This is a genomic window from Mycobacterium tilburgii (assembly GCF_902168065.1).
GTDB classification, from domain to species: domain Bacteria; phylum Actinomycetota; class Actinomycetes; order Mycobacteriales; family Mycobacteriaceae; genus Mycobacterium; species Mycobacterium tilburgii.
In genome coordinates this window covers 11,914-31,926 of the sequence record NZ_LR655725.1, presented here as the reverse complement: position 1 = coordinate 31,926, position 20,013 = coordinate 11,914, and the positions used below count along the sequence as shown (strand labels likewise).

Below are 20,013 nucleotides of genomic sequence, written 5' to 3'. Positions count from 1 at the left end.
CACCGCGCGGTCGGTCGTCACCGACAGCGACACCAGGTAGTGCTCATTACCGGACTGCGCGATGATGTGCCGGCGCGAGGTGTTCAGCGTCATGTCGCCCTCGCGGTAGGTGCCCTCGATCACCGACGAGGGGAACCCGTCGAAGTTGGCCATTGAGGCGTTGGTGGACTGCCAAGCCAGTAGCTTCTGGCTGTCGACGTAGCCGTGCGAAATCGCTTCCCGGGGATCGAAGTTGCCCACCAGCTTGTACACCACGACCTGCGCGTTCGAGCTGTACACGCTGCTGCCCTGCCGGTCGGCGATCACCGCGAAGGCATCGGGCACGTTGGGGTCGGGCACCGGGGTCCATCGCGGCGGCACCGGCAGCGTGATGTCGAGAGCCTTGAACCCCTGCGGCTTCTGCGCCTCCATCTTGACGCCCTTGGACTGGAAGTATTCGCGCAGCGTGCCCGAGGACGCGGGCGTCACGGTCTGCACCGGCGCTACCGGAGCAGCGTTGGGTGCGGCGGCCGGGATGTACTGATTCGCCGGCACCGGCACGATGGGGCCCGGCGGTACGGGAGCCACAGGATCGGCCGAAGCCGTACCGCCCGAGAATAGGGCGAACCCGATCACACCGGCGGCGAACCCGCCTGCGACAACGCGCCACGGGGCGGCGATCTGAGTCATCTCTGTCGGTCCTTCCGAATGGCTGGCCAACCAGCATCCGTCGTATAGAGTCCGACTGTAACCAGAAGTCAAAGGCCCTGGACAGGGCCGCAACACAGCTGGGATGAACCTCTGACTGGTGCGCAATGCAACCTTTACCAACCTGTGGCCGGGCGGGGCGCCGCGGCCGCCCTTATACGCTGTGCACGTGACTCAATCGCCGACCGACTCGTCGAGGAGCGTCCCCGTGGGTGCTCAGCCGGAGACTGACGCGCCGCCATTCCGTTACACGGCGGCGCTTGCCGGCCGTATTGAGCAAACCTGGCAGGACAACTGGGCGAGGTTCGGCACTTTCCAGGTGCCCAACCCCGTCGGGTCGCTGGCGCCGACGGATGGCACCTTGATTCCCGACGACAAGCTGTTCGTCCAGGACATGTTCCCGTACCCGTCCGGCGACGGGCTACACGTCGGGCATCCGCTGGGCTACATCGCCACCGACGTATACGCCCGCTACTACCGGATGTTGGGACGTAACGTGTTGCACGCGTTGGGATTTGACGCCTTCGGCCTGCCGGCCGAGCAGTTCGCGGTGCAGACCGGCACGCATCCGCGCGCCAGGACCGAAGCCAACATCGTCAACTTCCGCCGGCAACTGAACCGGTTGGGTCTCGGGCACGACAGCCGGCGCAGCTTTTCGACCACCGACGTCGACTTCTACAAGTGGACGCAATGGGTCTTCCTGCAGATCTACAACGCGTGGTTCGACAGCGCGGCCGGCAAGGCCCGGCCGATCGGCGAGCTGATAGCCGAATTCGAATCCGGTGCCCGCCGCCTCGAGGATGGCCGGGACTGGGCGGCGTTGTCAGCGGGGGAGCGGGCCGACGTGATCGACGGGTACCGGCTGGTCTACCGCTCCGATTCGATGGTGAACTGGTGCCCCGGGCTGGGCACAGTGCTGGCAAACGAGGAGGTCACCTCGGACGGCCGCAGTGACCGCGGTAACTTCCCGGTGTTCCGGAAACGGTTGCTGCAGTGGATGATGCGAATTACCGCCTACGCCGACCGGCTGCTTGACGACCTCGACCTGCTGGACTGGCCCGAGAAGGTCAAGACCATGCAGCGCAATTGGATCGGCCGCTCCACCGGCGCCGCGGCGCTGTTCTCGGCGACCCTGTCGAACGGTGAGCGCGCCGGATCCGCCGTCGACATCGAGGTGTTCACCACGCGCCCGGACACCTTGTTCGGCGCCACATATCTGGTGCTGGCCCCCGAGCATGACCTGGTGGACGAGCTGGTCGCCCCCGCGTGGCCTGACGGCACCGACCCGGTCTGGACGTACGGTGCCGCCACGCCGGAGGAGGCCGTGGCGGCCTACCGGCGCGCGATCGGCGCGAAGTCCGATCTCGAGCGTCAGGAGAACAAGGAGAAGACCGGCGTCTTCCTGGGCAGTTACGCCACCAACCCGGCCAACGGCAAGCCGGTGCCGATCTTCATCGCCGACTACGTGCTGGTGGGCTATGGCACCGGGGCCATCATGGCGGTGCCCGGCCATGACCAGCGGGACTGGGATTTCGCCACCGCGCTGCATCTGCCGATTGTGGAAGTGATTGCCGGCGGCGATATTTCGCAGGCCGCTTACGCCGGAGACGGTGTGTTGGTGAACTCTGGCTACCTCGACGGGCTGGAAGTCGTGACCGCCAAGGAAACCGTCACCACACGCCTGGAGACCGAGGGGCGCGGCTGGGCGCGCGTCGAATTCAGGTTGCGTGACTGGCTTTTCGCGCGCCAGAGGTATTGGGGTGAGCCGTTACCGATCGTCTACGACAGCAACGGGCGCCCGCATCCGTTGGACGAGTCGGCGTTGCCGGTCGAGTTGCCCGACGTGGCCGACTATTCGCCGATGTTGTTCGATCCCGACGACGCCGACAGCGAGCCGTCGCCGCCGCTGGGCAAGGCGACCGAGTGGGTACACGTGGAGCTCGACCTGGGTGACGGCCTCAAGCCCTACACTCGCGACACCAACGTGATGCCGCAGTGGGCGGCCAGCTCCTGGTACGAATTGCGCTACACCGATCCACACAACGCAGAACGGTTCTGCGTCAAAGAAAACGAGACATATTGGATGGGCCCGCGGCCCGCCGAGCACGGGCCGCAGGATCCCGGTGGCGTTGATCTGTACGTCGGCGGTGCCGAACACGCGGTGCTGCACCTGCTGTACGTGCGGTTCTGGCACAAGGTGCTCTACGACCTGGGCCACGTCAGTTCGCGGGAACCGTTCCGCCGCCTGGTCAACCAGGGCTACATCCAGGCGTTCGCCTACACCGACGCCCGCGGCTCCTACGTCCCCGCCGACGAAGTGATCGAACGGGACAACCGATTCTTCTATCCCGGGCCCGACGGTGGGGTTGAAGTCTTTCAGGAGTTCGGCAAAATCGGTAAGAGCCTGAAGAACTCGATATCCCCCGACACGATCTGCGACGAATACGGCGCCGACACCCTGCGGGTGTACGAGATGTCGATGGGTCCGCTCGACGCGTCGCGGCCGTGGGCCACCAAGGACGTTGTCGGGGCATACCGCTTCCTGCAGCGCGTCTGGCGGCTGGTGGTCGACGAGAGCACCGGTGACAGCCGGGTCACCGATACGCACGAGCCGCTGGACATCGACACGCTGCGCGTGCTGCACCGCACCATCATCGGGGTCGCGGAAGACTACGCGGCGCTGCGGAACAACACTGCGACGGCCAAGCTGATCGAGTACACCAACCACCTCACCAAGGCGCATCGCGACGCGGTACCCAGGGCGGCGGTCGAACCCCTGGTGCTGATGTTAGCCCCGTTGGCGCCGCACCTGGCCGAGGAATTGTGGGCACGGCTGGGGCATTCGACCTCGCTGGCGCACGGGCCGTTCCCGCAAGCGGATCCAAGCTACCTGGTCGACGAAACCGTGGAGTACCCGGTGCAGGTCAACGGCAAGGTGCGGGGCCGTGTGGTGGTGGCCGCCGACGCCGACAAGGAGACGCTGAAGGCCGCCGCGCTGGCCGACGAGAAGGTGCAGGCGTTCCTTGCCGGTGCCACGCCGCGCAAGGTGATCGTGGTCGCCGGCCGGCTGGTCAACCTGGTGGTCTAGTCGCCCTGGCGCAGCACGAGCTAGTCCAGGTGCCCGTCGCGAGGTGTGGCCACCGCGTGCGCGACTGCCGCCGCGACGGTTTCGGGCCGCAGAAACTTGGCGGCGTCGTACTCGCCGCCCTCATACGCGATGAGTTCGCGTTGCATCTCGATGTCGGTGCGACCCGGAAAGGTTATGGTGACCCGCAGGGCCGGTTCGTCGGCGCGCAGCGCGTCGGCGAACGCACGCAGCGCGAACTTGCTGACCGAGTAGGACGCCATCCCCGACAACACCGTGCGCCCCGCCCCGGAGTTGATGAACACCACCCGGCCGCCGGTGCTGCGCAGGGCCGGCAGCAACTGCAGCGTAAGTGCCACTGCGCCAAAAACATTCACCTTAAAGGTAGCGCGCCACTGCTCGATGTCCGGCTCGGCAACCCGGCCCGGGATGGACAGGCCCGCGTTGTGCACCAGGAAGTCGAGCTCGTCCACGACCTCGCAAATGGACTCGATGTCGCCGGCATCGGTCAAGTCCAGGGGAGTGGTGGCACCGGGCCGCTGCGCGACGGCGTCGAGCCGTTCGGAGGTCCGACCGGCCAGCAGCAGCGTGTAGGTGGGCGCCAGCGCGGTGGCGAACGCGGAACCGATGCCGCCGGCGCCGGTGATGGGTGCAGTCGGCATCCGGCCAGTTTACGGGCAATGCGAAAATGCTTGGAATCCAGGTACTTTCATGCACGCTTACGCGCGGTGGGTTCGCCTCCCGCGGAACCCGACGTCAGTTCGCCGGAGGCCAGACGCTCCAGCGGTGCCAGCGCCGCGGTCAGCGTGTTCAAGTCGTCCTCGGTGAGCTGGCTCAGCATGGCGGCCAGCGTGGCGTGCCGGTTGGCCAGCGACTCGGCGTGCACCGCACGGCCCCGCGGGGTGATATCGACCAGCACCGCACGCAGGTCGGACGGGTCGCGAGAACGTTTCACCAACCCGATCTTCTCCAGCCGGCGGATCGCCACGGTGGCGGTGGGAGTGCGCACCCGTTCGTGGGCGGCCAGGTCGGTCATCCGGATGGGACCTTGATCAAGCAAGGTGAGGAGGATCGACAGCTGCGCCAAAGTCAATTCGCCAGCCACGACGCCGCTCGGATCGCCCCGGCGCAGTATTGAAAACAGTTTGGACAGCGCACGGTGCAATCCTTCCGCAAGCTCCATCACCTCGGTCGTGGTGGAATCGCTGTCCGCCATAAATCGGCAGTCTAACCTGATATGAGTGGCGTACAAGGTAGCTACGGCAACAATTTTTAGCTCATCAAAGCACTTTTGAAAGGAAGCGCTGCAGCCGCTCGGTCTCGGCGGCCTCGAATATCTGCTCTGGCGGCCCGGATTCCACGACCTTGCCGTGATCCAGGAATACCACGGTGTCGGATGCCGACCGGGCGAAGCCCATTTCGTGGGTGACCACGATCATCGTCATGCCGGCGGTGCCGAGGTCGGCAATGAGTTGTAGTGCCCCCTTGACCATCTCCGGGTCCAGAGCCGACGTCGCCTCGTCGAAGAACATCACCTGCGGCGCCATGGCCAGTGCCCGGGCGATAGCAACGCGTTGTTGCTGCCCGCCCGACAACATCCCGGGGCGGACACCGGCTTTGTGCTTCAGGCCAACTCGGTCCAACTGTTCGAGCGCCAACTGGCGGGCGGCGTCCGCGGACAAGCCGCGCAGCTTCCGGGGCCCCAGCGCAACGTTTTTGAGGATACTCAGATGGGGGAACAGGTAGTAGTTCTGAAACACCATGCCGATGCGCTGGCGTAGCTCGTCGGGATCGTCGCGCAGCACGGACCTTCCATCGAGCAGGACGTCACCACTGTCGGGCTCGTGCAGGCGATTCAGCGCCCGCAGCAACGTCGACTTCCCCGAGCCGGACGGTCCGATGACGGCCACCGTGGTTCCCGCAGGCGCCTCGAAGGTGACGCCGCGCAGCACCCGCGCGTCGCCGAGCTTCTTGTGAACATCCTTGGCCTCCAACGAAACCGATGCCCGCGCGACGGTCATGTCATCCCCTGTCCGAGCGTGGAGGTGACCACCGTGGCGGGGTCCTCGGACACCTCGGCGGGACTGCCGCGCCGAAGCCGATTGTCGATGTAGTTCACCAAGTGCGTCAACGGAATGGTGAGCAGCAGGTAGCACAGACCCGCCGCCACCAACGGCGACAGGTTGCCGGTTTGCGCGTTGAGGTCGCGGCCCACCTGAAACAGCTCCCGCTGCCGGGCAACCAAACCCAAGAAGTACACCAGGGCGGAGCCTTTTAACAACGCGATGAACTGATTCACCAGCGCCGGGAGCACCCGGAGGATGCCTTGCGGCACTACCACCAAACGCATCGCGGCCGGGTAACTGAAGCCCAGCGCGCGCGAGGCCTCCAGTTGGCCGACATCGACACTCTGGATACCCGATCGCAGGATTTCGCCGATGTAGGCGGCAGCCATCAACCCCAGCGCGGCGATGCCCAACGGGTACGGGTTGTTGCCGGTCAGCCCACCGACCAGCGGGCCGACCCCCATCCCGATGATCAGAATGATCACCACTTCGGGTAGCCCCCGGAAGATGTCGGTGTAGATCCGCGCGGGCCAGCGCACCCAGCGTTTCTGTGACAGCCCGGCCATCGCCAGCCCCATGCCGAAGACCAGTCCGATGACGCCGGCACTGATCGTCAGTGTCAACGTGTTGGGTAGGCCCGTGGTGAGCAGCGCCGGGATGGCCTCCTTGTAGAGATTCCAGTCTAAGAACTGCGAAAGCAGTTGTGCGAGTACAGATTTCGTCATATCGTGGCCGACCTGTTTATGATTCTTGCTGGCCGCGATCGTGGCGAAATCGGGCAGGTGCGGAGTGGGGGCGGTTTTCGATCCGGGTTTCCATCCGGGAGGCAGCGGGCGCGGTACCCATTGGGAGTACAGCAGCGACCAGGTGCCGTCCGCGATCACCGCGTCCAGCGCGGAGTTCAGGGCGGCGGTCAGCGCGGTGTTGTCGTTGGCGACGGCATAGGCGACGAAATCGCCGGGTGTTAACGCGTTGGCGACCACCACCGCGGCGTCGCCCGGCCGCATCAGGTTAGTGGCCAGCGCCGCCGGGGCCACCCAGGCGTCGAGCTGGTGCATCTTGAGGCTGGCGTACACGGTGGCGAACCCCGGATATTTCACCGGATTCAGGTGCAGGGTGTCGACGACATAGTCCTCCTCGACGGTGCCCTGCACGACGCCGATCCGCTGCCCGGCGGAGAGATCGTTGAAGTCGTCGATCGGTGATCCGGGCGGTACGATGAGCGCGTAGTATCCGAAGTCGTAGCCGTTAGTGAACCCGACGGTGTGCCGCCGCGTGGCGGTGGCCTTTACCGACGCCGAACCGACGTCGAAGCGATGCGACGCCACCTCGGCCAGCAGTGCGGAGAAGTCGGTGCTGGCGAAACGGATTTGTAGGCCCAGCTTTTTCGCCATTGCACGCAGCAACTGATTATCAAAGCCGCTGTAGGTGCCGGTGGAGTCTACGCAGATGGACGGCGGCGCATCCGACAGGGTGCCAACGCTGAGCACCCCGGGAGTGCCCAGCCTCAGCGCGTCGACGTTCACCGAGCTGAGCGGATCGGTGGTGGGGGTCGTGTGATCGTCGTCCCGACCGAGGTCGTTGAGGGTCGTCAAACCCTGCGGCAAGGTGGTGGCGCTGTCGACCCCGCCCGGCGCGCATTGGTTTATGTCGGCGAGCGCGGGTCCGGCCATCACCAAGCCGCAGACGATCAGGATTGTCGCGGCCAGGCCGAACAGCGTTGCGCGCTGGCTTTCGCACGGAATCATCACCCGCAACCGTATAGATCGCCCGGTGGCTCGTCGCGGCGAGCGGCGAATTCAGAGTGCCAACAACGATTCGGCGCGGACGGCTTCGGCTGCCGCGAGGACGTGCAGCGGAGTGGCAGTAACCTGACGAGGGTCGTCCGGTGCGGCAAAACCCTGCGCCGGAACAGTTCAGCCAGCATTGCCTGCGCCATCAGATAAGAGCGTCCGACGCATGCGGATCGCGCGGCACCGGGATCGCGCCGATTGGATCGCCGCGGTTTCCTCTTCGTACGACGGCAACACGTCGTCGCGATTGTTTTGATAGGTCATCCAGAACGTGCGGGGATCAGATCCTGCGAGGCGCGAATGGTGGCGTGCAGTCGCGGCCCCGCGTACTCGTCGTTGATGGTGTGCGCCGGTACTCCGTGGTGAGCTCCGAAACGTGCGGGCGTCTTTCGCGGCACGCATCGCGCGCATCAGGGCGTCGAGCTGGCCGAGGATTCGCGACGTCGGGGCTGGTCGCGGCGCGCGCCGAGGCGATGCCGTCGAGTTCGAGCTGGACCAGGGCCTCCTGGATCGGGACTCGACTGACACCGAGGCCCAAGACGATCTCGTTGCGGTTGACCCGGTCACCGTTGCTCAGCTTCCCGGTCAACACCATGTCAGGACGTGGTTGACCACCTGGTATTTTTCTTTGACCCCATATTTCTTCGGCATGAGTGTCTTTCACGATGGTCCGGCCCCGCTGCAGCGATCAGCGCAGGAAATTTTCTCATGACTTCGCGCCTTGGTTAAGGGTGTTTCGCCTATGAATTGCCTGTAAACGTAACTCAAGGCGCATTGCGCCAGCGGCACAGGGCCTCGGCCGCGCTCAGGTCGTAATCGGGGCCGTTGACACCGACGGTCAGCAGGGTTTCACTCCCAACGCGGTCAGGCCCTCGGCATTGGCGATCAGCCCGTCGATCCCTTCGCCACGCCGCACGCCGGTGTTGTCCCCCGCCGGCCGACCTTTCGATCGTCGAGGGGTTACGACCGACGGCGGTGCAGTGCTGTTCCAGGACGACGGCCGCCTGCGAGTAGGTGTCGACGGTGGTGAAGCCGTGCCAGATGTCGGCGTATTCGGCGACCAGCCGCAGCGTCTTCCGGCGACCCTTGCCACCGATCAGGATCGGGATGTCGCGGGTGGGCGGGGGTATTCAGTCTCACCAGCCGCGACATGATTCGCGGGAATGCGGCAGCCAGGTCATCGAGGCGGCTGCCCGCGGTGCCGAATTCGTAGCCGTACTCGTCGTAGTCGCGTTCCTTCCAGCCCGACCCGATGCCCAGGATCAACCGGCCACCAGAAATGTGGTCGACGGTCCGCGCCATGTCGGCCAGCAGTCCGGATTGCGGTAGGAGTTGCACGTCACCAACGCCCCGAATTCGATGCGCGACGTCTGCTCGGCCCACGCCGCCAAACACGGTCCAGCATTCGAAATGGGGGCCGTCGAGATCACCGTAGAGCGGGAAGAAATGATCGCAGGCGAAGGCGACGTCGACCCCATGTCCTCGCAGTGGCGCACGCCGTCGCGGATGAGTCGGTACTGCGGGGTGTGCTGGGGGCTGCAGTTGCACACCGATGCGGACGGGACGATCAGCAGAGGTCATGGCGTCCACCGTAGGAGCCGCCGGCGTTCAGCGTGCGGCGAGTATCCCGCTCAACAGGTCGATCAGCGCCCGGGGTTGGTCGCTTTGGACGGAGTGCCCGGAGTTCTCGACGAAGTGCTCCTGCCGGAAATATGTTGCGCGGCTGGCGGGTTCGGCGGCGTCCTGATCGGTCACAATTGGCGACGAGCCGCCCGCACCAGGGTGACGGGGCGGTCAAGGCGTCGACGTCGTTCCACAGGTCGTCGAAGTCGGGGACGACGCGGATGGCGTCGTAACGCCACGCCCAGTTGCGTTGTCGAAGCGCCGCGAGTTGTGGAACACTCCACGGCGCAGCGCTTTGACCTCGTGGTGCGGTGCCGCGGCGACGGTCAGGTCCAGCATGGCCTGGAAGCTGGGGAACTCGCGCTCGCCCTGAACCAGCGCCACCGTGCCTGCTGCTCGGTGGTCAGCGCGGCATACCGCTGCAGTGCCAACGGAATGACGTCGACGAACACGAGTTCGCGCACCAGCTCGGGGGCGATCGCGCCCACCCGGATCCCGGTCAACCCGCCCAGCGACATGCCCACAAGGAGATCGGCGTCCGGTGCGAGCTCGCGCAACACCGGCGCCAGCGCCTCGGCGTTGTGTCGCGGCGAGTAGTCCCCGTCGTCACGCCGGCCGGAGTGCCAGTGCCCGGGAAGGTCACGGCTAGCGCCGGTTGACCGAGCCCGACGATGACGGTGTCCCAGGTGTGCGCGTTCTGCGCGCCGCCGTGCAGGAACACCACCCGCGGCGACTTCGACCCCCAACGCAGCGCGCTGACTCGGCCGCGCGGGGTCTCGGTCGCCACGCGCGCGCCCTCGGGTAGCGGACCCGCGACCCCGGCCGGCTCCGCGTTTTCGGACAGCAGGGAAAATTCGGACGGTCCGGCCGGCTCGTCTTCGGGGATCTCGGTCAAGATCTTTGACGTTAGAGGACATAGCAGCGGCGAATGCCGTGGAATCGCTCCCACATGGCGGCGCTGCGTTCTTGGGCGGTTACGGTGGCGGTGTCCGACGGCAGCGCACGCGGAATGTCGTGGTGCTTGACGACTTTGGTGTTTAGCACGAGCGGTTCGCCCTCCAGCATGTGCCGGTAGGTCAGATTGCCGCGGGTGAAGCCCTGGGGCGTAGTCAGTTGTGGACGTTCGGATCACGATGCACCATGACCAGGAGGATGCGGCTGTCGCCGTCGGCCTTGGTGCAGCTCGGGGTGTAGCTCACCGGGCAGGTACAGGTAGTCCATGCTGTTGAAGAACACACCCATGTTGGTCAGCATCCACAGGCCGTCGTGGGCGTCGAACTCGACGATCAGCGCTTCGTCGGCCGCCAGCTCCCAGTACATGTTGGCGGCGGCGTGGCCGCGTTTGGCGTTTGCGTCGGTTGCGCGCCTCGATCGTCTCGGCGCCGATCGGGTAGCGGTTGCGGTCCTCGATGAACTCCGGCCGCGACGTCAGCAACCACCGGCATACCTGCTCGGCGGCGCGGACGCCGTCGGCGTCCATGCCCAGGGCGTTCAGGTGGTCGGCGGCCACGGCGAAGCGTTCCGGCAAGGTCGGGTCGCCGTAGTCGTCCAATCCGGTTTCGGCTTCGGCGGCGCGCAGCAACTCGGCGGCGTCTAGCCGGGAGGTCACGACACGTCTCCGCACAGTCGTAGCAATTCGTCTTCTGCGGCACGAATATTCGCCGACCGAGGACTCGGCGTAAGCCAGCCCGGCCATGGCGCTGTAGTCGAGGATTTTGGCACGCCGGCCAGCAGCATCTCGGAGCGCACGTCGTCGAGGAAAGCCAGGATCCGTTCGCGGGTGGGCACCGCGGGTCGATGTCCTGAAACCCGCGCCAGTTCTCGCCCATCGGGTGCTCGAATCCGAAGCCGCGCAGCGTGGTTGCCGAGACCTGCAGCAAGAACGCCTTCACCAGCGGCGCCCGGACGATCTCGGCCAGCGCGTTGTCGTCAGCGCCGATCAGGCATATCTGCATGAAGCCCGGCGTGATCGCCATCGGATCACGGCCGGCGCGCTCGGCGGAAGTCCGCACCGCCGAGAGCATTTCGGCATAGTGCTCCGGTGTCCAGTCGCCGGCGGGCCACCATCCGTCGGGGTGCCGGCCGGCGATGTCGAGCATGCGAGGACCTCTGGCGCCGATCCAGATCTGCGGCGGGGTGTCCCGGTAGGGCTCGGTGTCCAGGCGGGCGTGCCGCAGCGTGTAGAACTGGCCGTCGAAGTCGACCGGGCCGTCACTTTGCCAGAGTAGCCGGATGACCGTCAGCGCCTCCTCGAGCCGGCTGGACCGGTCGCGCGAAGTCGAACCCGTAGGGCAGCGTGTTCTCGCTTTCGCCGCTGCCCAGCACGAGAATGAATCGCCCGTGGGCGAGGTGGTCGATGGTCAGCGCGGTCTGGGCAAGCAGGGCGGGACGGCGCCGCACGGTGTCCACCACGGCGCTCACCAGCGGCACCCGTTCGGGTGAGCACGGCCGAGGCCCACCGCCAGGCCGTCGAGGTGGCGGTGCGGTGACGGCGACGCCGTGGCGAGGTCGGTGAATTCGGGTGTCCAGATCGAGTCGGGCCAGAAACCGAACATGTGGTCGGGCAGGCCAGATCGAGTGGTAGCCGGCGACCGTCGAGCTCGGCGAGACGGGACAGGTCCAGGGGAGCGTCGTGCGCAGGAACGCGGCGGGCTGAACGTTCATCGAAAGATGATGCTAAGCATTCGCACAGCACCGTGTCGATGATTTGGCGATGATGCGCCGTGTGGGCCCCTTTTGGTATGGGGACAGCCCCGTATGCGTCCCTAGGGCCCACACTCGACGGTTAAAGAAAGGCCTTAGCCCGAGATGATGAACTCTTCGAGCTGAGTGCGCGCGACATCGTCGGGCAGCTGCTTTGGCGGGCTCTTCATCAGGTACGCCGAGGCCGGCACCACCGGGCCGCCGATGCCCCGGTCCTTGGCGATCTTGGCCGCACGCACCGCGTCGATGATGACGCCGGCGGAGTTCGGCGAGTCCCACACCTCGAGCTTGTACTCCAGGTTCAGCGGCACGTCACCGAACGCGCGGCCCTCCAGCCGCACGTAGGCCCACTTGCGGTCGTCGAGCCAGCCGACGTGGTCGGACGGGCCGATGTGCACATCCTTGGTCTTGAACTCGCGTTGCAGGTTACTGGTGACGGCCTGGGTCTTGGAGATCTTCTTGGACTCCAGCCGCTCGCGTTCGAGCATGTTGAGGAAGTCCATGTTGCCGCCGACGTTGAGCTGCATGGTGCGGTCCAGCTGCACGCCGCGGTCTTCGAACAGCTTGGCCATCACGCGGTGCGTGATCGTCGCGCCGACCTGACTCTTGATGTCGTCACCGACGATCGGGACGTCCGCGTCGGCAAACTTCTTGGCCCACACCGGGTCGGAGGCGATGAACACCGGCAGCGCGTTGACGAACGCGACGTCGGCGTCGATGGCGCACTGGGCGTAGAACTTGTCGGCCTCCTCGGAGCCCACCGGCAGGTAGGACACCAGCACGTCGACGTTGTTCTCCCGCAGCACCTTCACCACGTCGACCGGCTCGGCGTCGGACACCTCGATGGTGTCGGCGTAGTATTTGCCGATGCCGTCGAGCGTCGGGCCGCGCTGAACGATCACGTTGGTCGGCGGCACGTCGGCGATCTTGATAGTGTTGTTCTCCGACGCGAAGATCGCCTCCGACAGGTCGAAACCGACCTTCTTGGCGTCCACGTCGAACGCAGCGACGAACTTGACATCGCGGACGTGGTACCGGCCAAACTTCACGTGCATCAGGCCGGGAACGGTGCCGTTTTCGTCGGCTTCGTAGTAGTACTGGACGCCCTGAATCAGCGACGACGCGCAGTTACCGACGCCGACAATGGCGACTCGTACCTCGGTCGACGCCTGCGAAGCGTTGTGCTGACTCATAGGGCGTTCTCCTTACTTAATTACCTAATGTCTGTAGGGTCGGGGGGAAATTTCTTGGTGGGTCGTGCGGAGGATCTACGTCTGCTCAGTGAGCCCGGGTGCTGCCCGTTCCGCGGCGATCAGCTCATTGAGCCACTTCACCTCGCGCTCGCTGGACTCGAGCCCGAGCTGGTGAAGCTGTCGTGTGTAGCGGTCGAGTGAGCTGCTGGCCCGCGCCACGGCTTCACGCAAACCTTCCCGGCGCTCCTCGACCTGCCGGCGGCGGCCCTCGAGGATCCGCATCCGCGCCTCCGCCGGAGTCCGGTTGAAGAACGCCAGATGCACGCCGAAACCGTCATCGGTGTAGTTGTGCGGACCGGTGTCGGCCACCAGCTCGCCGAAACGCTGGCGACCTTTCTCCGTCAGTTCGTAGACCCGACGAGCACGCCGGACCGGGGTGCCGGCCGGCGCGGCGTTGTCGGCGATCAATCCATCCGTCTGCATGCGCCGCAGCGCCGGATAGAGCGAACCGTAGGAAAACGCACGGAATGCGCCGAGAAGGCCGGTCAGCCGCTTGCGCAACTCGTAGCCGTGCATCGGCGATTCGATCAGCAGGCCAAGGATGGCGAGCTCCAGCACGAGTCACCTCCTTCGCGCGACTGAGTACGACGGACGACACCTCGCAGCATCATATCGGGTCGATATATTTGCCACAACACCACCGAATGTTGGCGTGCAGTTAGTTCACGTCGATCGGCGGCTGGCTGGGACTCAGCTGGAGGGGTAACTCACCCGCTTGATGGTACCGTCACCAGCGAACTCGATCGACCCGCCGCCGTAATCGCTGGAGACGTAGACCGACCGGGTCAGCGTTCCAGGGGCGGTCGGGCCCTTCGCGGGTTCGATGATCAGGTAGGTCGATCTGACGTCCGCAGCCTTGATGCCCAGTGTCTCGGGCGCCCCGCGCAGGATACCGACCGCCGCCTTGACGTCGAGCTTGCCCAGGTCGGCCGTGACAGCCTTGGAATCCGACTTCGCCGAGGTGGCCGGATTATCCTAGCCGCCGCGGTAGTCGTAATCCAGCACGCGACGGTCGTCGGTCGGGTCCGGGCGGTAAAACGAATTTCTTGCGGGCCTGTTCCAACAGCCCGGTCGGCCGCCCAGCGAGTGCAGTTGCTTGGGCGGGGTCAGCACCATCGGCGCGACCCCGTCGGGCTTGGCGCCCCGGATCACTGGTGAAGTCCAGCGGCGAGCCGGTGTTGCCGTACAGGCCCCAGCCGAGGCCGATGCCGAAGAGCACCGACACCACCAGCGCGGCGATCGCGATGCCCCGCCCGCCGACGCGCGGCATTGCTCGTGCCACGCGCAGCCGCCACCGGGGCGTGGTTGCCCTGCAAATCCGACACGAGCTGCTTGAGGTCCCCGAGCGTCACCGCATTGGTCGCCTTGCGGATGCGCTCGCGATGTTCCTCGCCGGACAGTTCTCCGTCGGCCAAGGCGTTGTCGAGCAGTGTGCAGGTCTCTTGGCGGTCGGTGTCCTTGGCGCGAGTCGAGGTCGTCACACCGCCGCCGAGTGGGGCGCCCAGCTATTTCGCCATGGGGGGTGATCGTAGAGGTCACCGCGCGTTCGCGCGGCGCGGACGGCGTTGGCTGCGTGGCGGCGGTGCCGACGGCGACGTACTCTGGTCAACGTGCGACTGCAGCGACAGGTGGTGGATTACGCGCTTCGGCGACGCTCCCTGCTGGCCGAGGTGTACTCCGGCCGCACGGGGGTGTCCGAGGTCTGCGACGCCAACCCGTATTTGCTGCGCGCCGCCAAGTTTCACGGCAAAACCAGCCAGACGATGTGCCCCATCTGCCGGAAGGGACAGCTCACCCTGGTGTCCTGGGTGTTCGGCGATCACCTCGGTGCGGTGTCGGGTTCGGCCCGCACGGCAGAAGAGCTGGTTATGTTGGCGACCAAGTTCGACGAGTTCTCCGTCCACGTCGTCGAGGTGTGCCGGACATGCAGCTGGAACCACCTAGTCAAGTCGTACGTGCTCGGTGCGGAACGCCCGGCACCTTCGCCCAAGGGAACCCGGTCCTCTCGGACGGCACGTAACGGCGCGCGCACGGCCATTGAATAACGAAAGGCGCCACGATCCGTCACCCGAGGACCTGAGCGGCATGGCTGAGCGAACCGGCGAAGAGGCCATTCCCGACCGTCCCGACGACCGGATGACGACGATCCTGCCGCCGGTCGTCGACGACGTGTCGCCGCGGCGGTCTGACCCGATCGACGAGATCCGGGCCGCGCTGGCCGATCCACCGGCACGGCCCGGTTCTCGTGCCGCCCTCGACGAGGTGAAGGCCGCGCTCGACGAACGGGCGGCGACCGGGCCGCGCCGGGCGGGCGGTCCGCCGTCACGGACGTCCCCGGAGCCTCCGCCAGCGCCGGGCGCGGGGCTGGACTGGAGCTGGGTCGAGCGGATCAACTGGCGCTGGGTGCGGCGTGGCGCCTACCTCGGTGCGGCGGTGTTGGTGTTGTTGCCGATCGTCACATTCGTGATGTCGTATTTCATCGTAGACATCCCCAAGCCGGGCAACATTCGCACCAACCAGGTGTCGACCATCTTGGCCAGCGACGGCTCGGAGATCGCGAAAATTGTTCCACCCGAAGGCAACCGGATCGACGTCAACATCAGTCAGGTCCCCGTGCATGTGCGGCAGGCCGTCATTGCGGCCGAAGACCGCAATTTCTACTCGAACCCGGGATTCGACTTCACCGGCTTCGCGCGGGCCGTGGAGAACAACCTGTTCGGCAACGGGGGCCTGCAGGGCGGATCGACGATCACCCAGCAATACGTCAAGAACGCGTTCGTCGGCTCCGCGCAGCACGGCTTCGCCGGCCTGATGCGTAAGGCGAAGGAACTGGTGATCGCGACCAAGATGTCGGGGGAGTGGTCCAAAGACGATGTGCTGCAGGCCTACCTGAATATCATCTACTTCGGTCGGGGCGCCTACGGGATCTCGGCCGCGTCGAAGGCCTACTTCGACAAACCCGTCCAACAGCTGACCGTCTCCGAGGGCGCGTTGTTGGCTGCGCTTATCCGCCGGCCGTCCACGCTGGACCCGGCGGTGGACCCCAAAGGCGCGGAGGCGCGGTGGAACTGGGTCCTCGACGGCATGGTGGAAACCAAAGCCCTGTCGGCAAACGACCGTGCGGGGCAGATGTTTCCCCAGACAGTGCCGCCCGATCTGGCCCGCGCGCAAAATCAGACCACCGGCCCCAGTGGGCTGATCGAACGCCAGGTCACCAAAGAGCTGCTGGAGCTGTTCAACATCGACGAGCAGACGCTGAACACACAGGGCCTGCAGGTGACCACCACGATCGACCCAAAGGCTCAGCAGGCTGCCGAGAAGTCGGTCGCGAAATACCTTAACGGCCAAGACCCCGACATGCGGTCGGCCGTGGTGTCGATCGATCCGCGTACCGGCGCCATCCGGGCGTACTACGGCGGCCCCGACGCCAACGGCTTCGACTTCGCGCAGGCCGGGCTGCAGACCGGGTCGTCGTTCAAGGTGTTCGCGTTGGTGGCCGCCCTGCAGCAGGGCATCGGCTTAGGTTACCAGGTCGACAGCTCGCCGCTGATCGTCGACGGCATCAAAATCACCAACGTCGAGGGCGAGAGCTGCGGCACCTGCAATCTCGTCGAGGCGCTTAAGATGTCGCTGAACACGTCGTACTACCGGCTGATGCTCAAGCTCAAGGGCGGACCCCAGGCCGTCGCAGACGCCGCACACCAGGCCGGCGTCGCCAAGGGCTTCCCCGGCGTTCCGCACACCCTGTCCGAGGACGGCAAGGGTGGCCGGCCTAACAACGGAATTGTGTTGGGCCAGTATCAAACTCGGCCCATCGACATGGCCTCGGCATACGCCACGCTGGCCGCCTCCGGGGTGTACCACCCGCCGCACCTGGTGCAAAAGGTCGTCAACTCCGAGGGCCAGATGCTGTTCGACGCCGGCGACTCGGACAAGGGCGCCGAGCAACGCATCGACAAGGCGGTGGCCGACAACGCCACGGCGGCCATGGTGCCGATCGCCGCCTACTCGCGCGGCCACGCCCTGGCGGGCGGCCGGCCGTCGGCGGCCAAGACCGGCACCGTGCAGTTGGGCGACACCCAAGCCAACAAGGACGCGTGGATGGTCGGCTACACGCCTTCGCTGTCCACGGCGGTCTGGGTGGGAACCGTGCAAGACAACGTTCCGCTGGTAACCGCTTCCGGCGCAGAGGTCTACGGTTCGGGCCTGCCGTCGGACATCTGGAAGGCGACCATGGACGGCGCGCTGAAGGGTACGCCCAACGAAAGCTTCCCCAAGCCTACCGAGATCGGCGGCTATGCCGGGGTGCCCGCACCGCCTCCGCCGCCCCCGCCGGCGGAGGAGGTCATCCAGCCCACGATCGAGATCGCCCCGGGCATCACCATCCCGATCGGACCGCCGACCACGATCACCGCCGTGCCATTCCCACCGCCCGGCGAGCACGCCCCGCCGGGCGGGCCGCAGCCGCCGGCCCCGCCGTTCGGGCAACCGCCACCGTGACCGGCGCTCAGGGGGAGAGCGCCACCATTTCACCGCGGCCGCTCGCGGACGATCTGCGGTGCGCTGGCAACCGCGACTGCCCAAGCCGCACCGACACTTTGGGGACTGCCTTCGCCGATGTCATCGGCGGACCGGTGGGCCGGCACGCCCTGATCGGTCGCACCCGGCTGATGACCCCGCTGCGGGTGATGTTCATGATCGCGCTGGTGTTCCTGGCGCTGGGCTGGTCGACGAAAGCGGCGTGCCTGCAGAGCACCGGTACCGGACCGGGTGACCAACGCGTCGCCAACTGGGACAACCAGCGCGCGTATTACGAGTTGTGCTATTCGGACACCGTCCCGCTGTACAGCGCGGAACTGTTGAACCAGGGCAAATTTCCGTACAAATCCAGCTGGGTCGAAACCGATCCGAGCGGGGCGCCGCAAGTCCGCTACGACGGCAAGCCCGCGGTGCGCTACGTGGAGTATCCTGTCCTCACCGGCGTCTATCAGTACGCGTCGATGGCGTTGGCCAAGACCTACACGGCGCTGAGCGAGCTGGCACCGCTGCCGATGGTGGCCGAGGTGGTGGTGTTCTTCGACATCGCGGCGTTGGGGCTGGCGCTGGCCTGGCTGGCGACGGTGTGGGCCACGGCGGGGCTGTCCGGCCGGCGCATCTGGGATGCGGCACTGGTGGCCGGGTCGCCGTTGCTGACCTTTCAGATCTTCACCAATTTCGACGCACTGGCAACGGGTTTCGCGATGGCCGGGTTGCTGTTCTGGGCACGCCGTAAGCCGGTGCCGGCCGGTGTGTTGATCGGGCTGGGCGCCGCGGCCAAGCTGTATCCCCTGCTGTTTTTGGGCCCGATGCTGGTATTGGGCCTGCGAACGGGGCGCCTGCGTGCGGTGGCGCGCGCGGCCGCCGCCACGGTGCTGACGTGGACCGCGGTGAATCTGCCTGTACTGCTGCTGTTTCCGCGGGGCTGGTCGGAATTCTTCCGGCTCAACACCCGCCGCGGCGACGACATAGACTCGATCTACAACGTTGTAAAGTCCTTCACCGGGTGGCGGGGGTTCGACCCCAACCTCGGATTCTGGGAGCCCCCCGCGGTGCTCAACGGTGTGGTCGTGGTGCTGTTCCTGGCGTGTTGTGCGGCGATCACTTACATAGCGCTCACCGCGCCGCACCGGCCGCGGGTGGCTCAGCTGCTGTTCCTGGTCGTGGCCGCATTCTTGCTGACCAACAAGGTGTGGAGTCCGCAGTTTTCGCTGTGGCTGGTGCCGCTGGCCGTGCTGGCGCTGCCGCACCGGCGGGTGCTGCTGGCGTGGATGACCATCGATGCGGCGGGATGGGTACCGCGGATGTACTTCCTGTACAGCAACCCGAACCGGTCGCTGCCGGAGCAGTTCTTCACCACGACGGTGCTGCTGCGCGACATCGCCGTCATTGCGCTGTGCGCCTTGGTGATTCAGCAGATCTACCGGCCCGCTGAGGATCTGGTGCGCTGGGGCGGCCGGGTCGACGATCCGTCCGGCGGGCCGTTCAACCGCGTTACCGACGCCCCGCCCCGCTGGCTGCCGGATTGGTTGCGCCCGGCCCGGTCGCGCGTTTCGGGTACCGCCGCCACAACGCCGGACACCGAGAGCGAACTCGAGACAGTCACCGGACAGAGGCAGGCATGATGTTGGTCGCCATCCCGTTGTTCCCTCGCTTCACCGCACTCGACGCCGTCGGGCCTTACGAGGTGTTTCAACGCATTCCGTCCATTGACGTCAAGTTCGTCGGCCACACCCGCGGCGAAGTGCGCACGGAGAACGGCATGCTGGGCGTCTGTTGCGACGCGACCTTCGACGAGATCGATTCGGCCGACGTGCTGGTGGTGCCCGGCGGCATCGGCACCCGCACGCTGATTCACGACGAACCCATCCTCGGGTGGTTGCGGGCGTTGCATCCGACGACGACGTTCACCACGTCGGTGTGTACCGGCGCGCTGTTGCTGACCGCCGCCGGTTTGCTCGATGGGCTCACCGCGACGACGCACTGGGGGGCCGCGGATCTGCTCAACGAGTTGGGCGCGCACTATGTGCCGGGCCGGGTGGTCGAGCATCTGCCCGAACGGATCATCACCGCGGCGGGTGTGTCCAGCGGCATCGACATGGCGCTGCGGCTCACCGAGCTTCTCGTCGACCGGGTGGCCGCGCAGGCCGCGCAGCTGCTCATCGAATACGACCCGCAGCCGCCGTTCGACTTCGGTGCGCTCGCCAAGGCCGACGAGGCGACCAAGGCCAGGGCCGAGGAGTACCGGCAGCAGCGTCACTGACCGC

General features: G+C 66.2%; 13 protein-coding genes and 6 pseudogenes. 5 read left to right on the top strand and 14 right to left on the bottom strand.

From position 1 onward, the window contains the following. Positions 1-669: LpqN/LpqT family lipoprotein (locus FQ389_RS13665; RefSeq protein WP_186296428.1), on the bottom strand; the 669-nt coding region annotated here is incomplete at its 3' end. Between the two features lie 187 nt (positions 670-856). On the opposite strand from FQ389_RS13665, the gene leuS reads away from it, so the two are divergent. Further along, positions 857-3,775 (top strand): leucine--tRNA ligase, encoded by a 2,919-nt coding sequence (gene leuS / locus FQ389_RS13660; protein ID WP_144208513.1) that lies wholly within the window; start codon positions 857-859, stop codon positions 3,773-3,775. A gap of 20 nt (positions 3,776-3,795) precedes the next feature. Here the strand turns inward: leuS and FQ389_RS13655 are convergent, their stop codons facing one another. The 13 genes and pseudogenes from FQ389_RS13655 to FQ389_RS13595 form a co-directional block, all read right to left on the bottom strand. Further along, on the bottom strand, positions 3,796-4,434 hold the full coding sequence (locus tag FQ389_RS13655) for an SDR family oxidoreductase (RefSeq protein ID WP_144208510.1): 639 nt from the start codon (positions 4,432-4,434) through the stop codon (positions 3,796-3,798). A gap of 47 nt (positions 4,435-4,481) precedes the next feature. Next, positions 4,482-4,988 carry a MarR family winged helix-turn-helix transcriptional regulator gene (locus FQ389_RS13650; RefSeq protein WP_144208507.1) on the bottom strand — a complete coding sequence of 169 codons (507 nt, stop codon included), beginning with the start codon at positions 4,986-4,988 and terminating at the stop codon, positions 4,482-4,484. 64 nt (positions 4,989-5,052) lie between these two features. Then, positions 5,053-5,793 carry an amino acid ABC transporter ATP-binding protein gene (locus tag FQ389_RS13645; protein ID WP_144208505.1) on the bottom strand — a complete coding sequence of 247 codons (741 nt, stop codon included), beginning with the start codon at positions 5,791-5,793 and terminating at the stop codon, positions 5,053-5,055. Next, positions 5,790-7,586, bottom strand: a complete 1,797-nt coding sequence (locus tag FQ389_RS13640; protein ID WP_144208502.1) for an ABC transporter substrate-binding protein/permease — start codon at positions 7,584-7,586, stop codon at positions 5,790-5,792. Before FQ389_RS13640 ends, FQ389_RS13645 begins: the two co-directional genes overlap by 4 nt. Continuing rightward, positions 7,586-8,282 (bottom strand): annotated as a pseudogene (locus FQ389_RS13635) (FCD domain-containing protein). The gene FQ389_RS13640 and the pseudogene FQ389_RS13635 overlap by 1 nt, the downstream one beginning before the upstream one ends. 309 nt (positions 8,283-8,591) lie before the next feature. Next, the gene (locus tag FQ389_RS13630; protein ID WP_144208500.1) at positions 8,592-9,212 is read right to left on the bottom strand and encodes an LLM class flavin-dependent oxidoreductase; all 621 of its coding nucleotides are present in this window, start codon (positions 9,210-9,212) and stop codon (positions 8,592-8,594) included. A gap of 27 nt (positions 9,213-9,239) precedes the next feature. Then, positions 9,240-10,149: pseudogene (locus FQ389_RS13625) on the bottom strand (alpha/beta fold hydrolase). Positions 10,150-10,160: 11 nt separating this feature from the next. After that, positions 10,161-10,616 (bottom strand): annotated as a pseudogene (locus FQ389_RS13620) (DUF1214 domain-containing protein); the annotation flags it as partial. Position 10,617: 1 nt separating this feature from the next. Beyond that, positions 10,618-10,863, bottom strand: a pseudogene (locus tag FQ389_RS20370) (sulfotransferase); the annotation flags it as partial. Next, positions 10,860-11,918: pseudogene (locus tag FQ389_RS13610) on the bottom strand (LLM class flavin-dependent oxidoreductase). The pseudogenes FQ389_RS13610 and FQ389_RS20370, both read right to left, overlap by 4 nt. Before the next feature lie 134 nt (positions 11,919-12,052). Further along, the gene (locus FQ389_RS13605) at positions 12,053-13,150 is read right to left on the bottom strand and encodes an inositol-3-phosphate synthase (RefSeq protein ID WP_144208498.1); all 1,098 of its coding nucleotides are present in this window, start codon (positions 13,148-13,150) and stop codon (positions 12,053-12,055) included. A 75-nt stretch (positions 13,151-13,225) separates the two neighbouring features. After that, positions 13,226-13,768, bottom strand: coding sequence for a PadR family transcriptional regulator (locus tag FQ389_RS13600; protein ID WP_144208495.1), 543 nt, complete (start codon positions 13,766-13,768; stop codon positions 13,226-13,228). 132 nt (positions 13,769-13,900) lie between these two features. Continuing rightward, positions 13,901-14,715: pseudogene (locus tag FQ389_RS13595) on the bottom strand (DUF1707 SHOCT-like domain-containing protein). 105 nt (positions 14,716-14,820) lie between these two features. On the opposite strand from FQ389_RS13595, the gene FQ389_RS13590 reads away from it, so the two are divergent. From FQ389_RS13590 to FQ389_RS13575, 4 genes are read left to right on the top strand one after another with little or no spacing between them, the layout of a single operon-like run. Continuing rightward, on the top strand, positions 14,821-15,255 hold the full coding sequence (locus tag FQ389_RS13590) for a DUF5318 family protein (protein WP_144208492.1): 435 nt from the start codon (positions 14,821-14,823) through the stop codon (positions 15,253-15,255). 40 nt (positions 15,256-15,295) lie between these two features. Next, complete coding sequence (locus FQ389_RS13585) at positions 15,296-17,710, top strand: transglycosylase domain-containing protein (protein WP_144208489.1); 2,415 nt, start codon at positions 15,296-15,298, stop codon at positions 17,708-17,710. Then, positions 17,707-19,371 carry a glycosyltransferase family 87 protein gene (locus FQ389_RS13580; RefSeq protein WP_144208486.1) on the top strand — a complete coding sequence of 555 codons (1,665 nt, stop codon included), beginning with the start codon at positions 17,707-17,709 and terminating at the stop codon, positions 19,369-19,371. The genes FQ389_RS13585 and FQ389_RS13580 overlap by 4 nt, the downstream gene beginning before the upstream one ends. Further along, entirely contained in the window at positions 19,368-20,009 is a 642-nt protein-coding gene (locus FQ389_RS13575; protein WP_186296426.1) for a DJ-1/PfpI family protein, read from the top strand. The genes FQ389_RS13580 and FQ389_RS13575 overlap by 4 nt, the downstream gene beginning before the upstream one ends. Positions 20,010-20,013: the final 4 nt, after the last annotated feature.